This window comes from Algibacter sp. R77976, assembly GCF_044594645.1.
Lineage (GTDB): Bacteria > Bacteroidota > Bacteroidia > Flavobacteriales > Flavobacteriaceae > Algibacter_B.
Genome location: NZ_CP138989.1, coordinates 2,254,381 through 2,272,972, shown reverse-complemented (window position 1 = coordinate 2,272,972; position 18,592 = coordinate 2,254,381). Strand labels below are relative to the sequence as shown.

General features: G+C 32.4%; 12 protein-coding genes. All 12 read right to left on the bottom strand.

Annotation, left to right across the window (positions count from 1 at the left end; translation table 11 throughout):
- Positions 1-2 precede the first annotated feature (2 nt).
- Entirely contained in the window at positions 3-995 is a 993-nt protein-coding gene (locus SJY43_RS09965; RefSeq protein ID WP_396600588.1) for a GntR family transcriptional regulator, read from the bottom strand.
- A 206-nt stretch (positions 996-1,201) separates the two neighbouring features.
- The gene (locus SJY43_RS09960; protein ID WP_396600587.1) at positions 1,202-2,395 is read right to left on the bottom strand and encodes a glycoside hydrolase family 88 protein; all 1,194 of its coding nucleotides are present in this window, start codon (positions 2,393-2,395) and stop codon (positions 1,202-1,204) included.
- A gap of 15 nt (positions 2,396-2,410) precedes the next feature.
- Entirely contained in the window at positions 2,411-3,928 is a 1,518-nt protein-coding gene (locus SJY43_RS09955) for a RagB/SusD family nutrient uptake outer membrane protein (RefSeq protein ID WP_396600586.1), read from the bottom strand.
- A gap of 17 nt (positions 3,929-3,945) precedes the next feature.
- Entirely contained in the window at positions 3,946-6,897 is a 2,952-nt protein-coding gene (locus tag SJY43_RS09950) for a SusC/RagA family TonB-linked outer membrane protein (RefSeq protein WP_396600585.1), read from the bottom strand.
- A gap of 286 nt (positions 6,898-7,183) precedes the next feature.
- On the bottom strand, positions 7,184-11,242 hold the full coding sequence (locus tag SJY43_RS09945; RefSeq protein WP_396600584.1) for a two-component regulator propeller domain-containing protein: 4,059 nt from the start codon (positions 11,240-11,242) through the stop codon (positions 7,184-7,186).
- 16 nt (positions 11,243-11,258) lie between these two features.
- Positions 11,259-12,566 (bottom strand): TRAP transporter large permease, encoded by a 1,308-nt coding sequence (locus SJY43_RS09940; RefSeq protein WP_396600583.1) that lies wholly within the window; start codon positions 12,564-12,566, stop codon positions 11,259-11,261.
- Positions 12,567-12,568: 2 nt separating this feature from the next.
- Positions 12,569-13,066, bottom strand: coding sequence for a TRAP transporter small permease (locus tag SJY43_RS09935; RefSeq protein WP_396600582.1), 498 nt, complete (start codon positions 13,064-13,066; stop codon positions 12,569-12,571).
- 2 nt (positions 13,067-13,068) lie between these two features.
- Entirely contained in the window at positions 13,069-14,043 is a 975-nt protein-coding gene (locus tag SJY43_RS09930; protein ID WP_396600581.1) for a TRAP transporter substrate-binding protein, read from the bottom strand.
- Positions 14,044-14,232: 189 nt separating this feature from the next.
- Positions 14,233-15,636 (bottom strand): glucuronate isomerase, encoded by a 1,404-nt coding sequence (gene uxaC, locus SJY43_RS09925; RefSeq protein WP_396600580.1) that lies wholly within the window; start codon positions 15,634-15,636, stop codon positions 14,233-14,235.
- A gap of 1 nt (position 15,637) precedes the next feature.
- Complete coding sequence (locus SJY43_RS09920; protein ID WP_396600579.1) at positions 15,638-16,432, bottom strand: gluconate 5-dehydrogenase; 795 nt, start codon at positions 16,430-16,432, stop codon at positions 15,638-15,640.
- Between the two features lie 9 nt (positions 16,433-16,441).
- The gene (uxuA, locus tag SJY43_RS09915; RefSeq protein ID WP_396600578.1) at positions 16,442-17,617 is read right to left on the bottom strand and encodes a mannonate dehydratase; all 1,176 of its coding nucleotides are present in this window, start codon (positions 17,615-17,617) and stop codon (positions 16,442-16,444) included.
- A 21-nt stretch (positions 17,618-17,638) separates the two neighbouring features.
- Positions 17,639-18,466: an SDR family oxidoreductase gene (locus SJY43_RS09910; RefSeq protein ID WP_396600577.1), complete on the bottom strand. Its 828-nt coding sequence runs from the start codon at positions 18,464-18,466 to the stop codon at positions 17,639-17,641.
- Between the last annotated feature and the right edge of the window lie 126 nt (positions 18,467-18,592).

Here is an 18,592-nt window from a genome sequence, read left to right as displayed (position 1 = left end):
ACTTATAATGATTCTCTAATTATTAATTTTGTAGGCACATAATGCTGTATAGGCTTGTCTTGAGTTACAAACTCGGCAGCTTTTGTTCCTAATGCTTTAAAATCTGTTGAGATTACTGAAATCCCTTTATAAATAAATTTTTTTGTTGGTGTTTCGTTATACGATAAAAAACCTGCATCGACTCCAGGTTCAAAATTTTTAGCTCTACATTGCTCTAGAAAATCACTTAATATTCTATCGCTTGTAGAAATATATGCTACATCTTTTTCTAATTGAAATAATTTTGGGTTTGTAATTACTTGATATTTAAATTGAAATAATTCACAATATTTCTCAAAGTATGTTACCGCTTCTATTGGGTGATATGTGAAATCTGGATAGATAAATACTACCTTTTTATATTTTTTAAATAACGCATGGGCATCTTTTAAAGCCGTAAAAAAAGCTTCACCAAAATCTTGAAATACAAAGTTATTATTGGCAGTAGAATTTATACTCCAATCTATAAGCAATAATTTATCATTATCAATATCTGATAATACTGAAGGGACTTCATCATTATCGAACGGCATAACGATATACTTATAATATTTGCCTTTACTATTGTTTAAAATAGTTTTAAAATTATCGATATTGTAATGATGAAATTGTACATCTGTAATAATATTATCTGGTAAATTATTTACAAATGAATGGTAAACAACTTCTTTATAAGCTTTAAAAGTATCTAAAACCAAAAGTACTTTTCGGGTTTGGTTTGCAACATAATAGCCCTTGTTGGGAACAGATTCTATAACACCTTGATCTTTTAGAATGGAATATGATTTAAATACGGTATCTCTAGAAAGCTGATATGTTTTACACATGTAATTAACAGAAGGTAGTGCATCGCCACTAGACAAATTGTTATTGGCAAGCCCATTATTTATAGCATTTACCAATTGCTGATACTTTGGCACTTCACTATTAATATTAATGCTGAAATTTATATTCACAACCGTTCTGTTCTGTTCTGTTACACAAATGTAATATAAATATTTAATACTAATGCAAATTAGGAGAAAAAAATGACGTTATAAATACTATAATTGGCTTGTATTAAGCTATTTGGTTTGTTTAACAAACCTACTTAATCACTTAAGAAATGACTAAAAGAAAAAAGCTTAGATCTTGAAAATGAGTTTCAGGTTTCTTTATATTACTAAACATTCCCTCCTTTTTTCAATCTTAAAAGGGTTTCTAAAAAATAATAGTCACCATAAACAATTGGCTCGTCTACTTCATCTTTTTTAGGCCAATTTCCTGTGCTATGGTTTAATATAAACGGTGCTTCTATATGCGCTTCTAAAAGGTACTCTGGAGATTTTAATGTATTTAGCACTTTTTTACTGTAGTTAAGAAAAGTATCGTTTTTAGTGTATTGATACAATTCTACTAAGGCTGAAGATACAACTGTTCCTGCTGATACATCTCTAGGTGCATTAGGAATAGATGGGTCTTCAAAATCCCAATAAGGAATGCCATCTTTTGGTAAGTTCTTGTGATTGAGAAAGAAATTAGCAGTAGCTACAGCACGATTTAAATATTTAACATCTTTTGTGTACCGGTAAGCTAGTGTGTAACCATAAATTGCCCAACCTTGTCCTCTAGCCCAGGAAGACTCATTATTAAATCCTTGATGCGTTACTTTCATTCTTGGTTGATTTGTAATCGTATCATAATCAACAACGTGATAACAACTATCATCTGGTCTAAAATGATTTTTCAAAGTCGTATTAGCGTGCTTTACTGCTATTTTATGAAACGTACTATCTCCTGAAATTTTTGTCGCTTCAAAAAGCAACTCCAAATTCATCATATTATCAATAATAACTGGGAATTGCCATACGTCTCTATTAAAATCCCAAGAACGTATGCTACCAATGTTATTGTTAAAACGTGTACTTAATGTTTTGGCACTCTCTACTATAATATCTTTATAAACTTGATTGTCTTCATGTTTTAGTCCGTTTCCAAAACTGCAAAACACTTTAAAACCCATATCATGAGTTCTGTTATTAAACTTTTCTTTTTCAACAAAAGCAGTCCATTCTTTAGCTTTTTTTCTGTAATCCTCATTACCGGTTAACTCATAAATTTGCCATAGATTACCAGCAAAAAAACCACTACACCAATCTTTTGAAGGGACTTTGTTTATTTTTTGTTTTTCATGAGAATAACTTCTAGGGAATGCTGTAGAATCTAATTTATAGATTAAAAGCATATTATATCTATCCTGTAATAAGACATCAATATTTTTATTTTTTTCTGTAACTACTACTTTATTTTTATCCTCAGATTTGCACGATAAACATACAAATCCAAGGATAATAAATATAAAACTAACTCTAAACATTAAACTTAATATTATTTAGTAACCAGAATTTTGTGGTTCTAGGTTAGGGTTTCTTTGTAATTCGTCATTAGGAAGCGGGTATAAATAATCTCTTGAGGCCGTAAAATTTGGTCGTTCCTCAAAACCACCAACACCAAATGCTGTGGCTCCTAAATCACGTCTCTTAATGTCGTACCAGCGTTTAAACTCAAAAGCTAGTTCCCATCTACGTTCTTCTAGTACCATATCCCTAAAATCATCCTGAGATAAACCTGCTACATCTTCTGGAAATGCTGTCACAACGCCTGCTCTATTTCTTGCACGAGCACGCACTTTATTCACATAGCCATCCGCTTCTGTAGTACCAGGGGTTACTTCATTTAATGCTTCTGCTGCTATCAATAACACCTCTGCATAACGTAATTGTGCATAGTTATGTTCAGAACCTCTACCGTTTCCATTTGAAGTTTGCCCAGTGAATCTAGCATATTTAGCTATATAGGCACTCTGGATGTTTCTGGCATCATAGGTTGGAAAATTCATAAAATTATCCTCCACTCCACTAAAAACACCTGTTGTATCTAGGCTTACTGCTTTTCTATAATCCCTACTATCCCATCTGTTATATACTTCTATACTTGGCACAGCTACAGACCATCCACCACCAATATCTCCAGATTGATTTGCTCTAATACCAGTAAGTGCGGGCATATAATCTTGTCCATAATTACCATCTCTAAAACCATTAAAATCTAATGTAAATAATGCTTCTTTTAAACCACTTTGTTTTGTGGCATCAAATAAATCTTGAAAATCGTTTGCAAGTTCTAAACCAAATCTTCCTTCATTATCAATTACAAATTTTGCTTCATTATAAGCCTCTGGAAAACTATTCATCGTTAAATGTACCAAAGCTAAATAACCAGCTGCAGTCGCTTTAGATGGTAAAGCCGATGAAGATTGTGTATCTGGCAACCATTGTTTAGCAAACTCTAAATCTGAAATAATATTAGCATAAACCTCAGCTGCAGGTGTTTTCGATATCTGAGAGGCTGCAGCAATTTCCTGTACTGGTGCATCTAGGTAAGGGATATCTCCAAAAAGTCTTACCAGATGAAAATACGTATATGCTCTTACAAAATAAGCTTGAGCAACTACTGGATTTAAAGTCTCATCAGCTAAACCTAGAGCGTTTCCGCCAGCAATAGCCTCATTAGCTCCAGCAATAATTTGGTAAGTTCTTGGCCAAAACGCCGTAATCATGCCATTGTCATCTGCCACAGCAAAATTATCATGATCTTTACGTCTTCCTGCAGTTCCTTGGTCTCCTATACCTACCATATCACTTCTTAACAATAGCGGTAAAGAAAATTTTCTTCCCCAAAATGCTTCTGTTGCCATATTACCGTAGCTACCATTTATAGCTGTTTGAACATCTTGAATGGATTGAAAAAATCCATCAGGCGATAATACCGACACTGGTTCTTCTTCTAAATCGGAACATCCTATGATTGGCAATACCAATAAAAGGAACAAATATTTTATATTTTTCATTGTTTTTATTTTTTATTTTAAAACTTAAGGTTTACACTAAAGGTTAAAGACTCTATGTTAGGGTAGTTACCATAATCAAAGCCTTGATTTACATTGGCGTTTTGAGAACCTGAAGCTCTGTAACTTACCTCTGGGTCTGTTCCTGGATAATCAGTAAATGTTAGTAAATTTTGTCCACTTAACGAAAACCTAACATTATCCATACCTAATTTCTCTGTAATATCTTGTGGTAAATTATAGCCTAATACTAAGTTTTTTAAACGCACATAAGTTCCATCGAAAACAAATCTAGAATTCATTCGCTTCTCTCTAGTAGCTGGAGAAGGCACATTAGTATCAGTATTAGTTGATGACCATGCATTTACAGCTTCAGTAGTTGCATTAGAACCACCTGATGCTAATTCAGATAAAGTAAAACTATAAATATCACCCCCTACTGCACCTTGAAAGAAAATCCCTAAATCGAAATTTTTATATTTAAAGGTATTATTAAATCCAAAGGTCCAGTCTTGGTTAGGGTCTCCTATTATTTTTCTATCGCTCGAACTAATTTCTCCACTATCATCTACATCTGTAAACAATTCATCTCCAGCAACGGCACCACTAAATGTAGCTGTTCCTTCAGGCAGCTCTCCTCCTTGATAAACACCTCTATATTCGTAACCAAAAAACTGCCCAAGTGCTTCTCCTTCTCTTAAAATATGTGTTTCATCTTGTAAAAAATGTCCTGGTGCTGCAGAAGGTAAAAAGAAGTCTACATCGCTACCGAAAAGTTTCTCAACTGTGTTTCTATTTCTAGACCAATTAAAATCTGTTGACCAAGAAAAATCATCCGTTCTAATATTTCGTGTTGAAAGTGTTATTTCCACACCTCTATTATTTATCTCGCCAATATTATCTAAGAAATTAGGATTTAAGAAACCTGTATACTCTGGTGTGTTACTATTACCCACTATTAAATCTTTAGTATCTATGTTATAGATATCAACACTTAAAGATGCTCTGTTTTGCCACAATCCTAAATCTACACCAAAATTTGTTTGATATGAAGACTCCCATTTTAAGTTTGGATTTGCTGGTCTTCCTGAAACTACTGCATTTACCGTTTGATCTCCTGTAACAGCATAAATAGATTGCAGAGTAGCAAGTGATTGGAATGGTGCAATTGATGGATTACCAGTAACACCATAACTTGCTCTTAATTTCAGGTTTGATATAGTTTCATTGTCTTTTAGAAAGTCTTCATTAGAGACTTTCCATCCTAAAGCACCAGAAGGAAAAAAGGCATATTTATTGTTCTTTGCAAAATTTGAAGCACCATCACGACGCGCCGTAAAAGTGATTAAATATTTATCATCATAATCATAATTAATACGACCATACTGAGATTGAATTTCAAACTCACTAATAAAAGAATCAGGAATCAATGGTGTTGATGCTGTATCTAAAGCATTATAAGACACACTATTTGTTACAAAACCTTCTGCTCCAGCAGAATTTGTAAGCGTTTTATCTTTTTGGTAAGAATAACCAGCTAACAACGTTAAATTGCCTTTACCGATCTCTCTTGTATAAGTAAAATAATTTTCACTTAATAAATTTGTATTCTTTAAATTGGCTATTCCTGCAATACCACCTTGGTCTCCTGCAGAAGTTATTAAGGTTGAAGGTGTAAACTGTCCACGTGTTTGGTTTCTAGAACTAAAACCGAAGGTAGATTTAAAAGTTAACCCGTCAATTATTTCATATTCACCATAAAAATTAGCTCTATAATTATCTTGGAAAGTTTCATCTACGCGTTCTGAAGCTACTGCAAAAGGATTATCAATATCATCTCCAACAGAATTGAATGTGTTGTTTCCGTTGTCGTCTAAAACACCCAAGTCTGGTGCAAATCTGTATGCAATAGAGATAACGTCTCCACTTCCACGCCCTCCACTATTGGCTTGCGTAGAAACACCATTTTTAGTACTTCTGCTTCCAAAGGCGTTAAATCCTAGTTTTAGTTTATCATTGATTTGTGCATCTATATTACTTAAAAATGAAAAACGCTCGAAACCAGAATTGATTACAACACCATCTTGATCAAAATAGTTTCCTGAAACATAAAAGTTAACATTGTCTGATCCACCTGAAAATGATAATTGATGGTTTGTGGTATATCCTGTTGTGTAAATTAAATCTTGCCAATCTGTATTAGCAGAGCCTTGTGTATATGAAGGATTAATTGCTCTAGTGTAATCGGCAAATTGGCCAGCATCTAGCAAATCTAGTCTGTTAGATGTACTTTGCACAGCGTAATTACTATTTAGCTCAATAGTCATTTTACCTTTTCGACCTTTTTTAGTTGTAATAAGAATTACACCGTTAGCGCCTCGGGATCCATAAATAGCGGTAGCAGAAGCATCTTTTAATACCTCAACAGATTCAATATCCCCAGGTTGTGGGTAAGTTGCTCCTACAAAACCATCAACAACCACGAGAGCTGCGCTACTAGCGTTTATTGATGTATTACCCCTAATAGTTACATTAATTGGAGTTCCTGGTTCTCCACCATTATTAGACTGAACCGCAACACCAGCCGCACGTCCTTGTAAGGCTTGTTGTGCATCTAAAACAGGAAAAGCTGTAACTTCATCAGATTTAATTGATGATACAGAACCTGTGATATCACTTTTCTTACGCGCACCATAACCAACAACTACAACTTCGTCCAAAGCCGCTAAATCTTCATCTAACTGAACATTGAGTTGATTTGAATTTCCTACTGAAGCTTCTAAAGTCTTGTACCCTACATAGCTAAATACTAAAACTGTATTATTTTGGGCAACATTAATACTATAGTTCCCATCGAAATCTGTCGATACTCCATTTGTAGTACCTTTAACTATAACATTTACTCCTGGTAATGTTAATCCATCCGCTTTGGATGTTACTGTTCCTGATATGGTTTTTTCTTGTGCGCTCATGGTTAACACAAAACAAAAACTTAATAACAAAAAAAGTATCCTTTTAAATTGTTCTGTTTTTTTCATTAGTTAAATTAGTTTAGAAATATATTTAGTTAAATTAGATAAATAACAATCAACCCCAAAACAACAATAACTACGATTAGTATGTATTCTATATATTTTGTTGTGGGTTTGATATTTTTCATCCATATAAAATTACACTAATAGATTGCTACAGAAGTACAAATAAGGGGCAAAATCGTACAATGTGTTGTTTTTCAAACAACTAAATCAATAAAAAAAATTAATCGAAGAATTTAGCAGCGTATTTAGAGGGGGTTATCCCAAATTTCTTTTGAAAAGATTTACTAAAATATTTTGGATCTCTATATCCAACTTGATAACTAACCTGAGAAATATTGATTTTACCTTGTTCTAAAAGTTGAGCTGCAAGTTTCATTCTAAAGTGTAGAATAAATTCATTTGGAGTAAAATTAGACCAAGCTTTAATTTTTGTAAACAACATCGTTCTACTTACCCCTAATTCAGAACAGAAATAAGGAATGTCAAAGTCTTCATTTCTTATATTATTATTAACTATTTTTAAAGCTTTTTTATACAGTTTTTCATCAAACGAAGACACAAGTACGTCTTCTGGCTTTAAGCCTTCATTAGAAATAAACTTTTCTTTTAATTTTTCTCTTGTCTGCAATAGGTTCGCTATTCTAAGTTTAAACTCTTTAACATTAAACGGTTTACTTATGTAATCGTCCGCCCCGTGTTCTAAACCGTCTAGTTTATAGATTAAAGAAGACCTTGAGGTTAAAAGAATAAAGGGAATATGACTTGTTTTTAAATTACTTTTAATAGCAGAGCATAATTCTGTTCCTGCCATTTCAGGCATAATAACATCACTTACTATTAAATCAGGAGCTTCTTTTTTAACCTTTTTCAAAGCTACTTTTCCATTTTCAGCTTCAATTACATTGTATTGTCCTTTTAATAAACTCTTTATAAATTTACGTAGTGGTTTATGATCTTCTACTATTAAAATAGTCTGTTTATCTTCTTCTTTTATGTCTACCTCAAATACTTCTTCAATAAAATCTTTAGGTTTGTTTAATTGCTTTATGTACTGAGATATATCATCACTAAATTTAAAATCCTGTATAATCTCTGTTTTATTTAAATGTGAACTACCTAATAATAATGTTACTGAAAATATAGAACCTTTATCATCTAAATTACTTTTAACATTTATAGTTCCTTTATGTAATTCTACTATATTTTTAGCAATAGATAACCCAATTCCTGTACCTTTATTATAATTTTTGTCTGGTTTATTATTTACTGAGACTTCAAAAAAACGTTCAAATATTTTGTCATGATATTCTGTAGCTATCCCCACTCCAGTATCTTTAATATGTATATTTAAGCTATTTTCATTTTTTTTAACTGTAATTACTATTTTCCCTCCCTTTGGAGTGTAGCGAAACGCATTTGATATTAAATTATAAAAAACACGCTCCAACTTAATACGGTCGTAATAAACCAAAATAGCATCTTCATCACATTCAAAGTAAAACTCATAATTCCCGTTTTTTGCAAATTCTGTAAAAGACAAATAAATTTCTCTTAAAAACTTAACAATATTACCTTCAGCAGCTTGCAACTTATATAGATTATTTTCGAATTTTCTGAAATCCATTAACCTATTAATAAGATGTAATAGGTGATTTGCATTATTATCTATAACTAACAATTTTTTGTATACTTTACTACTACCTCGATAATCCTCGATTATTTGATTAAGCGGTCCTAAAATTAATGCTAAAGGGGTTCTAAACTCATGAGATATATTTGTAAAAAACTCTAATCTATCTTTATTTATCTCTTTTGTCTTTTCAGTTTCTAAGTATTCTAATTGTAAATCGTGTCTTAGTTTTGTTCTAGATTTTAGAATATTTATTAGAAAATAAAGTGCCAATATTATGAGTAAACCATAAATTGTAAATGCCCACCATGTTCGCCATGGCGCAGGTGCTACATAAATATTTAATTCTGTTACGTCTTCATTCCAAACATTATCACTATTAGCGCCTTTAACCTCAAAAACATAATCTCCTGGATTTTGTATGGTGTATGAAGCTATGTTAGTACTTGAAGAATTCCACTTGTCTTCTAAGCCTTTTAATCTATATTTATATTTATTATTGCTTGAATTAATAAAGTTTGGTATGGAAAAAGAAATACTAAAGTTACCTTGGTCATGAGATAATTTAACAGATTTTGTATAAGGTAAACTGTTCTCTAAAACCTGACTAAAATTACCTTCTTTCACATCATTGCCTTTAACAACGAAATCGGTTAAAATGACTTGAGGCACATAATTATTAGTAATTAAACTGCTTCCGTCAATATAGGTTACTCCTGATGGACCACCAAAGAAAAACTGAGCAGCTCCTACTTTTAAGCTTGCATTATCATTAAACTCGTTACTTATAATACCATCTGTTTGATTAAAGAGTTTAATAGATTCTGTTTTTGAATTAAAAACTATTATACCTTGATTCGTACTTATCCAGAGATTTTGTTCATAATCTTCTGCAATACTTCTTACTGCTGATACCTGGCTATTATTTTGAGCTAAATCTACAGAATTAAAATCTTTACCATCATAAGCGTATAACCCTTTTGATTTTGTTCCTACCCAAATGGTGCCAGAAATATCTTGATATATTGATAAAATATCATCTCCATATTGCATTTCTTCATCATAAAAGAAATGTTCTACAGCTCCACCTGGTGTAATTTTATTCAATCCCTTTTCTGTTCCTACCCAAATATTATTGCTAGCATCGATACAAATACCCCTAACTAAATTACTTGATAAGCTATTCTCACTTTCTTCAGAATCATAAAACCTTTGAAAATCTTTAGACTCTAAGTTATACTTTATCAACCCTTTACCAAAACTTCCTATCCATATATTTTGAAAAACATCACTACTAATCGAGTATACACCAGCATTTTTCAAAAAATCAAGTAATTCCTTAGATAAACGCTTAGTTACAAATTGTTTAGTTTTTAAATCGTATAAATCTAGGCCATTTTTAAAAGTACCCACCCATAGTATTTGATCTAAAACCTTTAAAGTTTTTATATTATCATCAGATAGTCCAGAATTATTAGGCGTAATATAATGGTAGATATTACTTTTACTATCCCAAACATTAATACCACCACCCTCGGTTCCAAAAAAGATATGGTTATTATATTTTTCGATAGAACTTACTACACTATAGTTTAGACCTTTTTCTTTTTGATTTTGAGTGATACTTCTAAAATTAATATTGGATTTATCCCAAATATTAATACCGCCATAATAAGTTCCTATCCAAATGGATCCTTTTTTATCTTTAAACAATGACTTTATTGAGTTTTTACTTAAAGACTTTTTATTATCAAGATCTTCATTTAAAACTATAAAAGATCTGTCTTCATTTACAATCTTTAAACCATTATAAGTACCAACCCAAAGTTTTCTATTATTATCAAAAAGCAATTGTCTAACATTTTTACTATCTTCATTATTAAGATTCTCTGCTAAATAAGGGGTGACTATATTTTGATTTAAATTATAATGTAATACACTATTTGCTCTTGTAGCAATTAAAAGATTTTTATCAATATTTTGTTCTATATCTTGAACGTATAAATCTTCACTATCTTTTAATAGATTAAAAGTAAGCTTTGAGGCTGTTATATTTGAAGTTCTATAAATTCCAGCCCCAGTACCTACAAAAACTTCTTCATTGGCAGTTTGGAAGATAGACATCACCTTTTTAGCCATTGGCTTGCCAAATATATTTAAGTAATTACTAAAAGTATTAGTTTGTTTGTTATATACAGAAAGCCCTCCTGAAGTCCCTATCCATAATTGCCCATTTGAAAGGGTTTTGATAATCCATATCGTATTATCACAAAGCGAAGTACCTTCTTGATTATGAAAATATTTAGTGAATTTTTCTGTTTTCGGATCATATCTATTTAATCCGTTATAGGTACCAATCCACAAATAACCTTCATTATCCTCTTCAATAGATAGAATATCATTGTTACTTATCGAATCCGGATTGTCTATTTCATTCCTATAAATTATAAATTTAGTACCATCATACTTATTTAATCCATCTCTAGTTCCCATCCAAATCTGTCCTAATTTATCTTGATGGATTGCTATTACAGAACTTTGCGATAATCCATCAGTATTTGATAAATGCGTAAATTGGTAAGTACTTGCTTGAGAAAAACAAAGGCAAGTAAAACAAAAAACTAAAGAAAAAGTAATTCCTTTAAGCATATGAAATATTTTCGATCTATTTCAAATCAAACAATCTAGGTAAATACATAGATATTTCTGGAATAAAGCTTATTAACATTAATACAATTACCATAATTGCTAAAAATGGCAGCAACGGCCTTATAACCTGCGTGACCGAAACCTTTGCAACTCCACTACCTACAAATAATAGCGTACCAACGGGTGGTGTACATATACCTATACATAAATTTAATACAATTACAATTCCAAAGTGTACAGGATCCATTCCTAATGTAGTTACAACAGGTAGAAAAATAGGTGTAAAAATTAATACCGCAGGTGTCATATCCATAAACGTTCCGATTACTAGCAAAATAAGATTAATGGCTAAAAAGATAGCAAACTTATTATTTAAAGATTCTAATAAAAAAGTACTAATCATTTCAGGAATGCCTTCAAAAGAAAACAACCACGACATTGCCATAGAAGTACAAATTAAAAACATAACAACAGCTGTAGTTTTTGCACTAGACAACAATACGCCTGAAAAATCTTTAACTTTCATATCGCCATATATCAATGACAAAACGGCGGCATATAAAACCGCTATTACTGAAGCTTCAGTTGCCGTAAAAACACCTGCAACAATTCCTCCAACCACAATAACTAATAACAATAAACTAAAAAAAGCCTTTCTAAAAAAATTCCAAACCTCAAACAAAGTTGCTCGTTTTCCTCGAGCATACCCTTTACTTATTGCAATAAAAGCAACATACCCCATAATTGCCATTCCTAACAATATTCCAGGAAGGTAACCTGCAATAAACAAAGCTGCTACAGAAGCCGTTCCTCCACTAGCCAAGGCATATACAATTAGTATGTTGCTTGGTGGAATTAATAACCCTGTAGTTGAAGCCGTTATATTTACTGATGCACTTAATGTTCTTGGATAACCTTCTTCTTCCATTCTATCTGTCATGATACTACCAATTGCTGATGCTGCAGCAAGTGCAGAACCTGAAATAGCTCCAAATAACATTGACGCTAAAATGTTTACATAAGCTAATCCACCTGGAAGACTTGACACTAAAGATTTAGCAAAATTAATGAGGCGAGTGGCTATTCCTCCTCGTTTCATGATATCTCCAGCCAGAATAAAGAACGGAATTGCTAATAATGCGAAACTATCAATTCCAGTTGTCATACGTTGCGCAATGGTTGTTATACCCGGCAATTTATCTATATTCAATAATAAACTTAATGTAGTTGCAATCCCAATGCTATATGCCACAGGCACTTTAAGCAACAAAAGAGAAAAGAAACTAACAAACAAAACGATAATACTTATAACTTCTATACTCATAATTAATTATTGATTTTGTTATTATTACTGTAAAAATTTGAAATGTGATATATGGAAAAGCACATGATTAGAAAACCGCTAAAAGGCATAATAGCATATACATAGCCTAACGGAATTCTAAGTGTTCCAGAAAGTTGCTCTAAATGCAATGTGGTGTAAACTAAATTTAAACCGCCAATAACCATAACTATAAGCGCAAATAGAAATATTAACACCTCTATTAAAATGGATGCTTTTCGTTTATTTGGCTCAGAGAATTTTTGATATAAAAAATCCATAGATAAATGTTCTTGTTTTCCGTTAAGATAAGCAGCTCCTAAAACGGTCATCCAAATTAATGAGAATCGCGCAAATTCTTCTGTCCAGGTAAAAGAGGTTCCTAATAGATATCTTGAAAACACTTGAAACAAAACATCTAAAACTAAAAGCGCAAAAATGATTACCATAATCCATTCAAGAATGCGGCTTACTTTATTAAAAATAAGTTCAGATTTCTTCATAATTATTTATTTTTAATTTGATTTACAATAGCAGCCATCTCAGGAAATTCTTTTACAAATTCATCAACAACAGATTTTGATTCTTCAGCAAACAAAGCTTTTTCTGGAGTAATAATTTCTACACCAGCTGCTCTAGCTATTTTCATTGATTCTTCTACGGAATCATTCCAAAACTTCTTTTGAGCTTGAGCAGATTCATCGGCAGCTTCTTGCACCCATATTTTTTCTTCTTCAGATAAATTATTCCAAAACTTAGTACCTATTAAAAGGACATCTGGCACAGAAGAGTGCTGATCTAAAGTGTAATATTTACTAATTTCATAATGATTTGAAGACACAAATGATGGCGGGTTATTTTCTGCACCATCCACAACGCCTTGCTGAATTGCTGTATACAATTCACCATAAGCCAACGGTGTAGCTGATCCACCCATAGCATTTACCATATTAATGGCCATTTGGTTATTCATTACTCTAATTTTTAATCCTTTTAAATCTTCGGGCGTTCTTATTGCTTTATTACTTGTATAAAAACTTCTGCTTCCAGCATCATAATAACAAAGACCACGAAGCCAAAACTTTGATCCTTTTTCTAAAATTGATTTACCAATGTCACTTTCTAAAACATCAAATTGGTGGTTCTTATCACGAAATAAATATGGAATTCCAAAAAGGTGATATTCAGGAACAAAATTAGATAAGGTCGCTGCACTTACTTTTGTAGCAGCCACAGATCCTATTTGTAATAATTCTAAAACCTCTCTTTCTGAACCAAGTTGAGCATCAGGAAAAATTTTAACTTTTAAAGTTCCTTTAGATTTTTTTTCCAATGCTTTCTGAAACTCTAAAATCCCTTTATGCACAGGATGTGTTTGAGGTAACGTATGCCCCAGATAAAGAACCTTGCCAGAATCTGCTTGTTCACAAGAAGCTAGACTTATAAAAAGAAAAGCTAATAGAATTAATTTATATTTCATGTGTTTTTATTTAATGTTTTTTTAAGGACACATGCTGTTCGCTATTAATCATTTCTATAAATGATAAAGTTTTTAGCATGCTCGTTTCATGTGTTTTTATTTAATGTTTTTTATCTATTATATATAGCATCCATATTACTATTATCTTGAATATCAAGTTTTAGTGATGAATGTTTCATAATACTTTAATTAATTAAACTTGAAATAGTTTAGAGCATTATTATAACAAATATCCTGAACCATTTTTCCTAAAAATTCAATATCATTAGGCACAAGTCCTTGCTTTACATCTTCTGCTAATAAATTACATAATATGCGTCTGAAATATTCATGCCTTGTAAAAGACAAAAAACTCCTACTGTCAGTCAACATACCTACAAATCTACTTAATAATCCCATATTTGAAAGCGTATTAAGCTGCTTTTCCATACCATCTTTTTGGTCTAGAAACCACCAACCTGATCCCCATTGCATTTTACCTGGGATAGCACCTTCACTAAAATTCCCCATCATAGTAGCGAATACTTCGTTTTGTGATGGATTTAAGTTATAGGTAATTGTTTTAGCTAATTGATTTGTAGCATCTAGCCCATTAAATAGCTTAGACATAGCTTTTGCTGCCGAAAAATCTCCAATAGAATCTACGCCTGCATCTAATCCTATTTGTTTCAATAATCTATTATTGTTATTTCTAATAGCTCCCACGTGAAATTGCTGCGTCCATTCTTTAGCGTGATACATTCTACATAACTTATCTAAGATACATGAGGCGTAAATATCAACTTCATCGTTTGAAATGTCATTACCAGAAATACGTTTTTTAAATATGGTATCGGCTTCTTCTTCCGTAAAATCAGAAGCATAAATTTCTTCCATCCCATAATCGGATAAACGACAACCTAATTCATGAAAATAATCTACTCTAAGTTCCAAAGCTTTTAATAAGTCACTTAAAGATTCAATAGAAAACCCTACACAAATCGATAGCTTATTTATGTAATTATGGAAGTTTTCTTTTTGAATAAATAATAAAGAGTCTGGCCTAAATGTTGGAAAAACCTTTGTATATAAATCTTTTTTTGCAATTTCCTTATGATATTTTAAATCGTCAATAGGGTCATCTGTAGTACATATCACTTCAACTTTCATGTCTTCTAAAAGTTGTGCGGGTGTTTTACTTTCTAAAACAGCATTCGCTTTTTGATAAATAGACTCTGCAGAACTAGGCTGTAACAATTCATCTATACCAAAATACCTCTTTAGCTCTAAATGTGTCCAATGAAAAAGTGGATTTCTTAATGTGTAAGGCACAGTTTCAGCCCATTTTAAAAATTTTTCTTTTTTAGAGGATGCAGAACCTGTTATAAAAATTTCATGAATACCGTTGGCACGCATCGCTCTCCACTTGTAATGGTCGCCATCTAACCATGCATCAGTAATATTCTTTATAGGTTTGTCTTCAGCAATTAATTTTGGTGATAAATGATTATGATAATCTATAATTGGTAAATCTTTAGCATAATTATGATATAATGTTTCGGCAATTTCAGATTGCAAGACAAAATTATCATTTATAAAATTTGTTGTATTCATATTAATCTTCGTTTGAAGGTTTTCCAATTGTTGCGAGTATTCCGCCATCTACATAAAGAATATGTCCGTTTACGAAATCACTAGCTTTTGACGACAAGAATATTGCTGCACCAGACAAATCATTAGGGTCTCCCCATTTTGCAGCCGGAGTTCTTTTTAAAATAAAATCGTTAAACGGATGCCCGTCTACTCGAATTGGTGCTGTTTGAGAGGTAGCAAAATACCCTGGCCCTATACCATTAACTTGAATGTTATGTTTAGCCCATTCGGTGGCCATATTTTTAGTTAGCATTTTTAGCCCGCCTTTAGCCGCAGCATAAGCGCCAACTCTACTCCTGCCTAATTCACTCATCATAGAACAGATATTAATCACTTTACCTTGTTTTCTAGCAATCATACCTTTTACAACATGCTTAGAAACAATAAAAGGACTTACTAAATCTATATCTATAACCTGTTTAAAATCGGCTACTTCCATTTCAATTAATGGCGTTCTTTTTATAATTCCTGCATTATTTATTAGAATATCTATCTGTCCTACTTCTGCTTCTATCTTAGAAATAGCTGCCATAACTTGCGCCTCATCAGCCACATTAAACTTATAACCTACAGCATTTATCCCTTCACTTTTTAATTCTGCAACAGCATTATCAATTTTTTCTTGAGAAGAATTACCGTTTACAATTACAGTAGCTCCAGATAAACCCAAACCTCGTGCCATAGCCATACCTAAACCATGGGTGCTCCCTGTAACCAGAGCATGCTTTCCTTTAATATCAAATAATGATATACTCATATATTAATTTTAGGTAATTTGTTTTAATCCGTACTCCAAACCTCTTAGTTCTGCTAAACCACGTAATCTACCGATTCCTGAGTATCCTGGATTTGTTTTTTTATGTAAATCGTCAAGCATTTGATGACCATGATCTGGTCTTACTGGAATAGCAAAATCTGCATATCCTGCTGCTTTACGTCTTTTTTCTTCAATTAGAATTTCTTTTACAACACCATACATATCAACGTCTCCATCTAAATGATTGGCTTCATAAAAATTACCATGCTCATCACGTTTAGTACTTCTTAAATGTAAAAAGTGTGCTCTATCTGCAAAACGTTTGAATATTTTCACCAAGTCATTATCGGCTCTAACGCCTAAAGACCCGGTACAAAATGTAATACCATTTGCTCGGTCTGGTACATTATCAAATAAATAAGCGTAATCTGCTTCCGTACTCACTACTCTTGGTAGCCCTAAAATTGGATAAGGCGGATCGTCAGGGTGAATACACATTAAAACTTGATTTTTAGAAGCCGTTGGAATAATTTCTTTTAAGAAAGATACTAAATTATCTCTTAAAGCTTGCGCATCTATATTCTTATAGGTATCTAATATGGTTTGAAACTGCTCTAAAGTGTAACCTTCTTCGGCTCCTGGTAAACCTGCAATAATATTATTTACTAACTTAGTTTTTGATTCTTCAGAGAGGTTTTCAAAATATGTTTTAGCTGCTTTTTGTTGCGCTTCTGTATAGCTATTTTCTGCTCCTGGTCTTTTTAATAAAAACAATTCGAACGCTGCAAAAGCTATAACATCAAAACGTAATGCTTTAGAGCCATCTTCAACCTCAAAACCTAAATCGGTTCTGGTCCAATCCAAAACAGGCATAAAATTATAACAAACAATGTTTACATTACATTTAGCTAAATTCTCTATACTTTGCTGATATCTTTCTATGTAGATTTGAAAATCTCCTGAACGCGTTTTTATATTCTCATGAACAGGAATACTTTCTACTACACTCCAAGTTAATCCTGCATTTTCAATAGTTGCTTTTCGTTTTTGTATTTCATCAATTGTCCAAACTTCTCCGTTTGGTATATGATGCAATGCAGACACAACTCCTGTTGCTCCAGCTTGTTTTATATCTGATAAAGAAACGGGATCATTTGGCCCGTACCATCTCCATGTTTGTTCCATAATAAATAATTTTAAAGTTGTTTAAACACCACTATAAGCCGCAAATCCACCATCAATTGGAATAACTACGCCTGTTACAAATGATGCACCCTCGCTACAAAGCCATAATGTTGTGCCTACTAAATCTTCTGGTTCGCCAAATTTCCCCATTGGTGTTTGATCAATGATTTGATTACCTCTAGGCGTTAAACTACCATCGGCTTGCGTTAACAAACTCCTATTTTGATCTGTTAAGAAAAACCCTGGAGCTAAAGCATTTACACGAATACCAACCTTAGAAAAATGAACTGCTAACCATTGTGTGAAATTTGAAACAGCGGCCTTGGCTCCACTATAAGCAGGTATTTTTGTTAGCGGAGTAAACGCATTCATTGAAGAAATGTTTAAAACACTACAACCTTCGCGTCCAACCATATCTGTAGCGAAAACTTGCGTAGGGATTAATGTACCAAGAAAGTTTAAATTAAATGTAAATTCTATACCCTTAGGGTCTAAATCGAAAAACGTTTTAAAACCTTCTGTTGTGTTCTTCAAATCTTCAGGCAACAAATGTGTATTTGATGTCGTTCCTAAGGGATGATTCCCACCTGCCCCATTAATTAGAATATCACATAATCCAAATTTATTATTCACTTCTGTTTTAGCTAAATCTAAAGATTCTTTTTCTAGAACATTAGCAGCAACTCCAATAGCTGTTCCACCTGCCGCATTTATCTCATTGGCAATTTTATCTGCAGCTTCTTTTCTTAAATCTAATACGGCTATTTTATGGCCTTCTTTTGCTAGTGCTTTTGCTAAAGCCCCACACAAAACACCACCTGCTCCTGTTAAAACTATTACTTTACTCATTTGATATCTTTTACTTTGATTAAGTACGAACAGGACTATTTCCGTGTACGCACACACAAATATAAAAAAAATAATAGTGTACGCACACGAAATGATAAAATTTTTACTAAATTGCTTGAAATTATT

Excerpts from the sequence above, each read along its gene's own strand:
- SJY43_RS09960 (WP_396600587.1), bottom strand. The coding sequence starts at position 2,395 with ATGTTTAGAGTTAGTTTTATATTTATTATCCTTGGATTTGTATGTTTA.
- SJY43_RS09955 (WP_396600586.1), bottom strand. The coding sequence starts at position 3,928 with ATGAAAAATATAAAATATTTGTTCCTTTTATTGGTATTGCCAATCATA.
- SJY43_RS09950 (WP_396600585.1), bottom strand. The coding sequence starts at position 6,897 with ATGAGCGCACAAGAAAAAACCATATCAGGAACAGTAACATCCAAAGCG.
- SJY43_RS09945 (WP_396600584.1), bottom strand. The coding sequence starts at position 11,242 with ATGCTTAAAGGAATTACTTTTTCTTTAGTTTTTTGTTTTACTTGCCTT.
- SJY43_RS09940 (WP_396600583.1), bottom strand. The coding sequence starts at position 12,566 with ATGAGTATAGAAGTTATAAGTATTATCGTTTTGTTTGTTAGTTTCTTT.
- SJY43_RS09935 (WP_396600582.1), bottom strand. The coding sequence starts at position 13,066 with ATGAAGAAATCTGAACTTATTTTTAATAAAGTAAGCCGCATTCTTGAA.
- SJY43_RS09930 (WP_396600581.1), bottom strand. The coding sequence starts at position 14,043 with ATGAAATATAAATTAATTCTATTAGCTTTTCTTTTTATAAGTCTAGCT.
- uxaC (WP_396600580.1), bottom strand. The coding sequence starts at position 15,636 with ATGAATACAACAAATTTTATAAATGATAATTTTGTCTTGCAATCTGAA.
- SJY43_RS09920 (WP_396600579.1), bottom strand. The coding sequence starts at position 16,432 with ATGAGTATATCATTATTTGATATTAAAGGAAAGCATGCTCTGGTTACA.
- uxuA (WP_396600578.1), bottom strand. The coding sequence starts at position 17,617 with ATGGAACAAACATGGAGATGGTACGGGCCAAATGATCCCGTTTCTTTA.
- SJY43_RS09910 (WP_396600577.1), bottom strand. The coding sequence starts at position 18,466 with ATGAGTAAAGTAATAGTTTTAACAGGAGCAGGTGGTGTTTTGTGTGGG.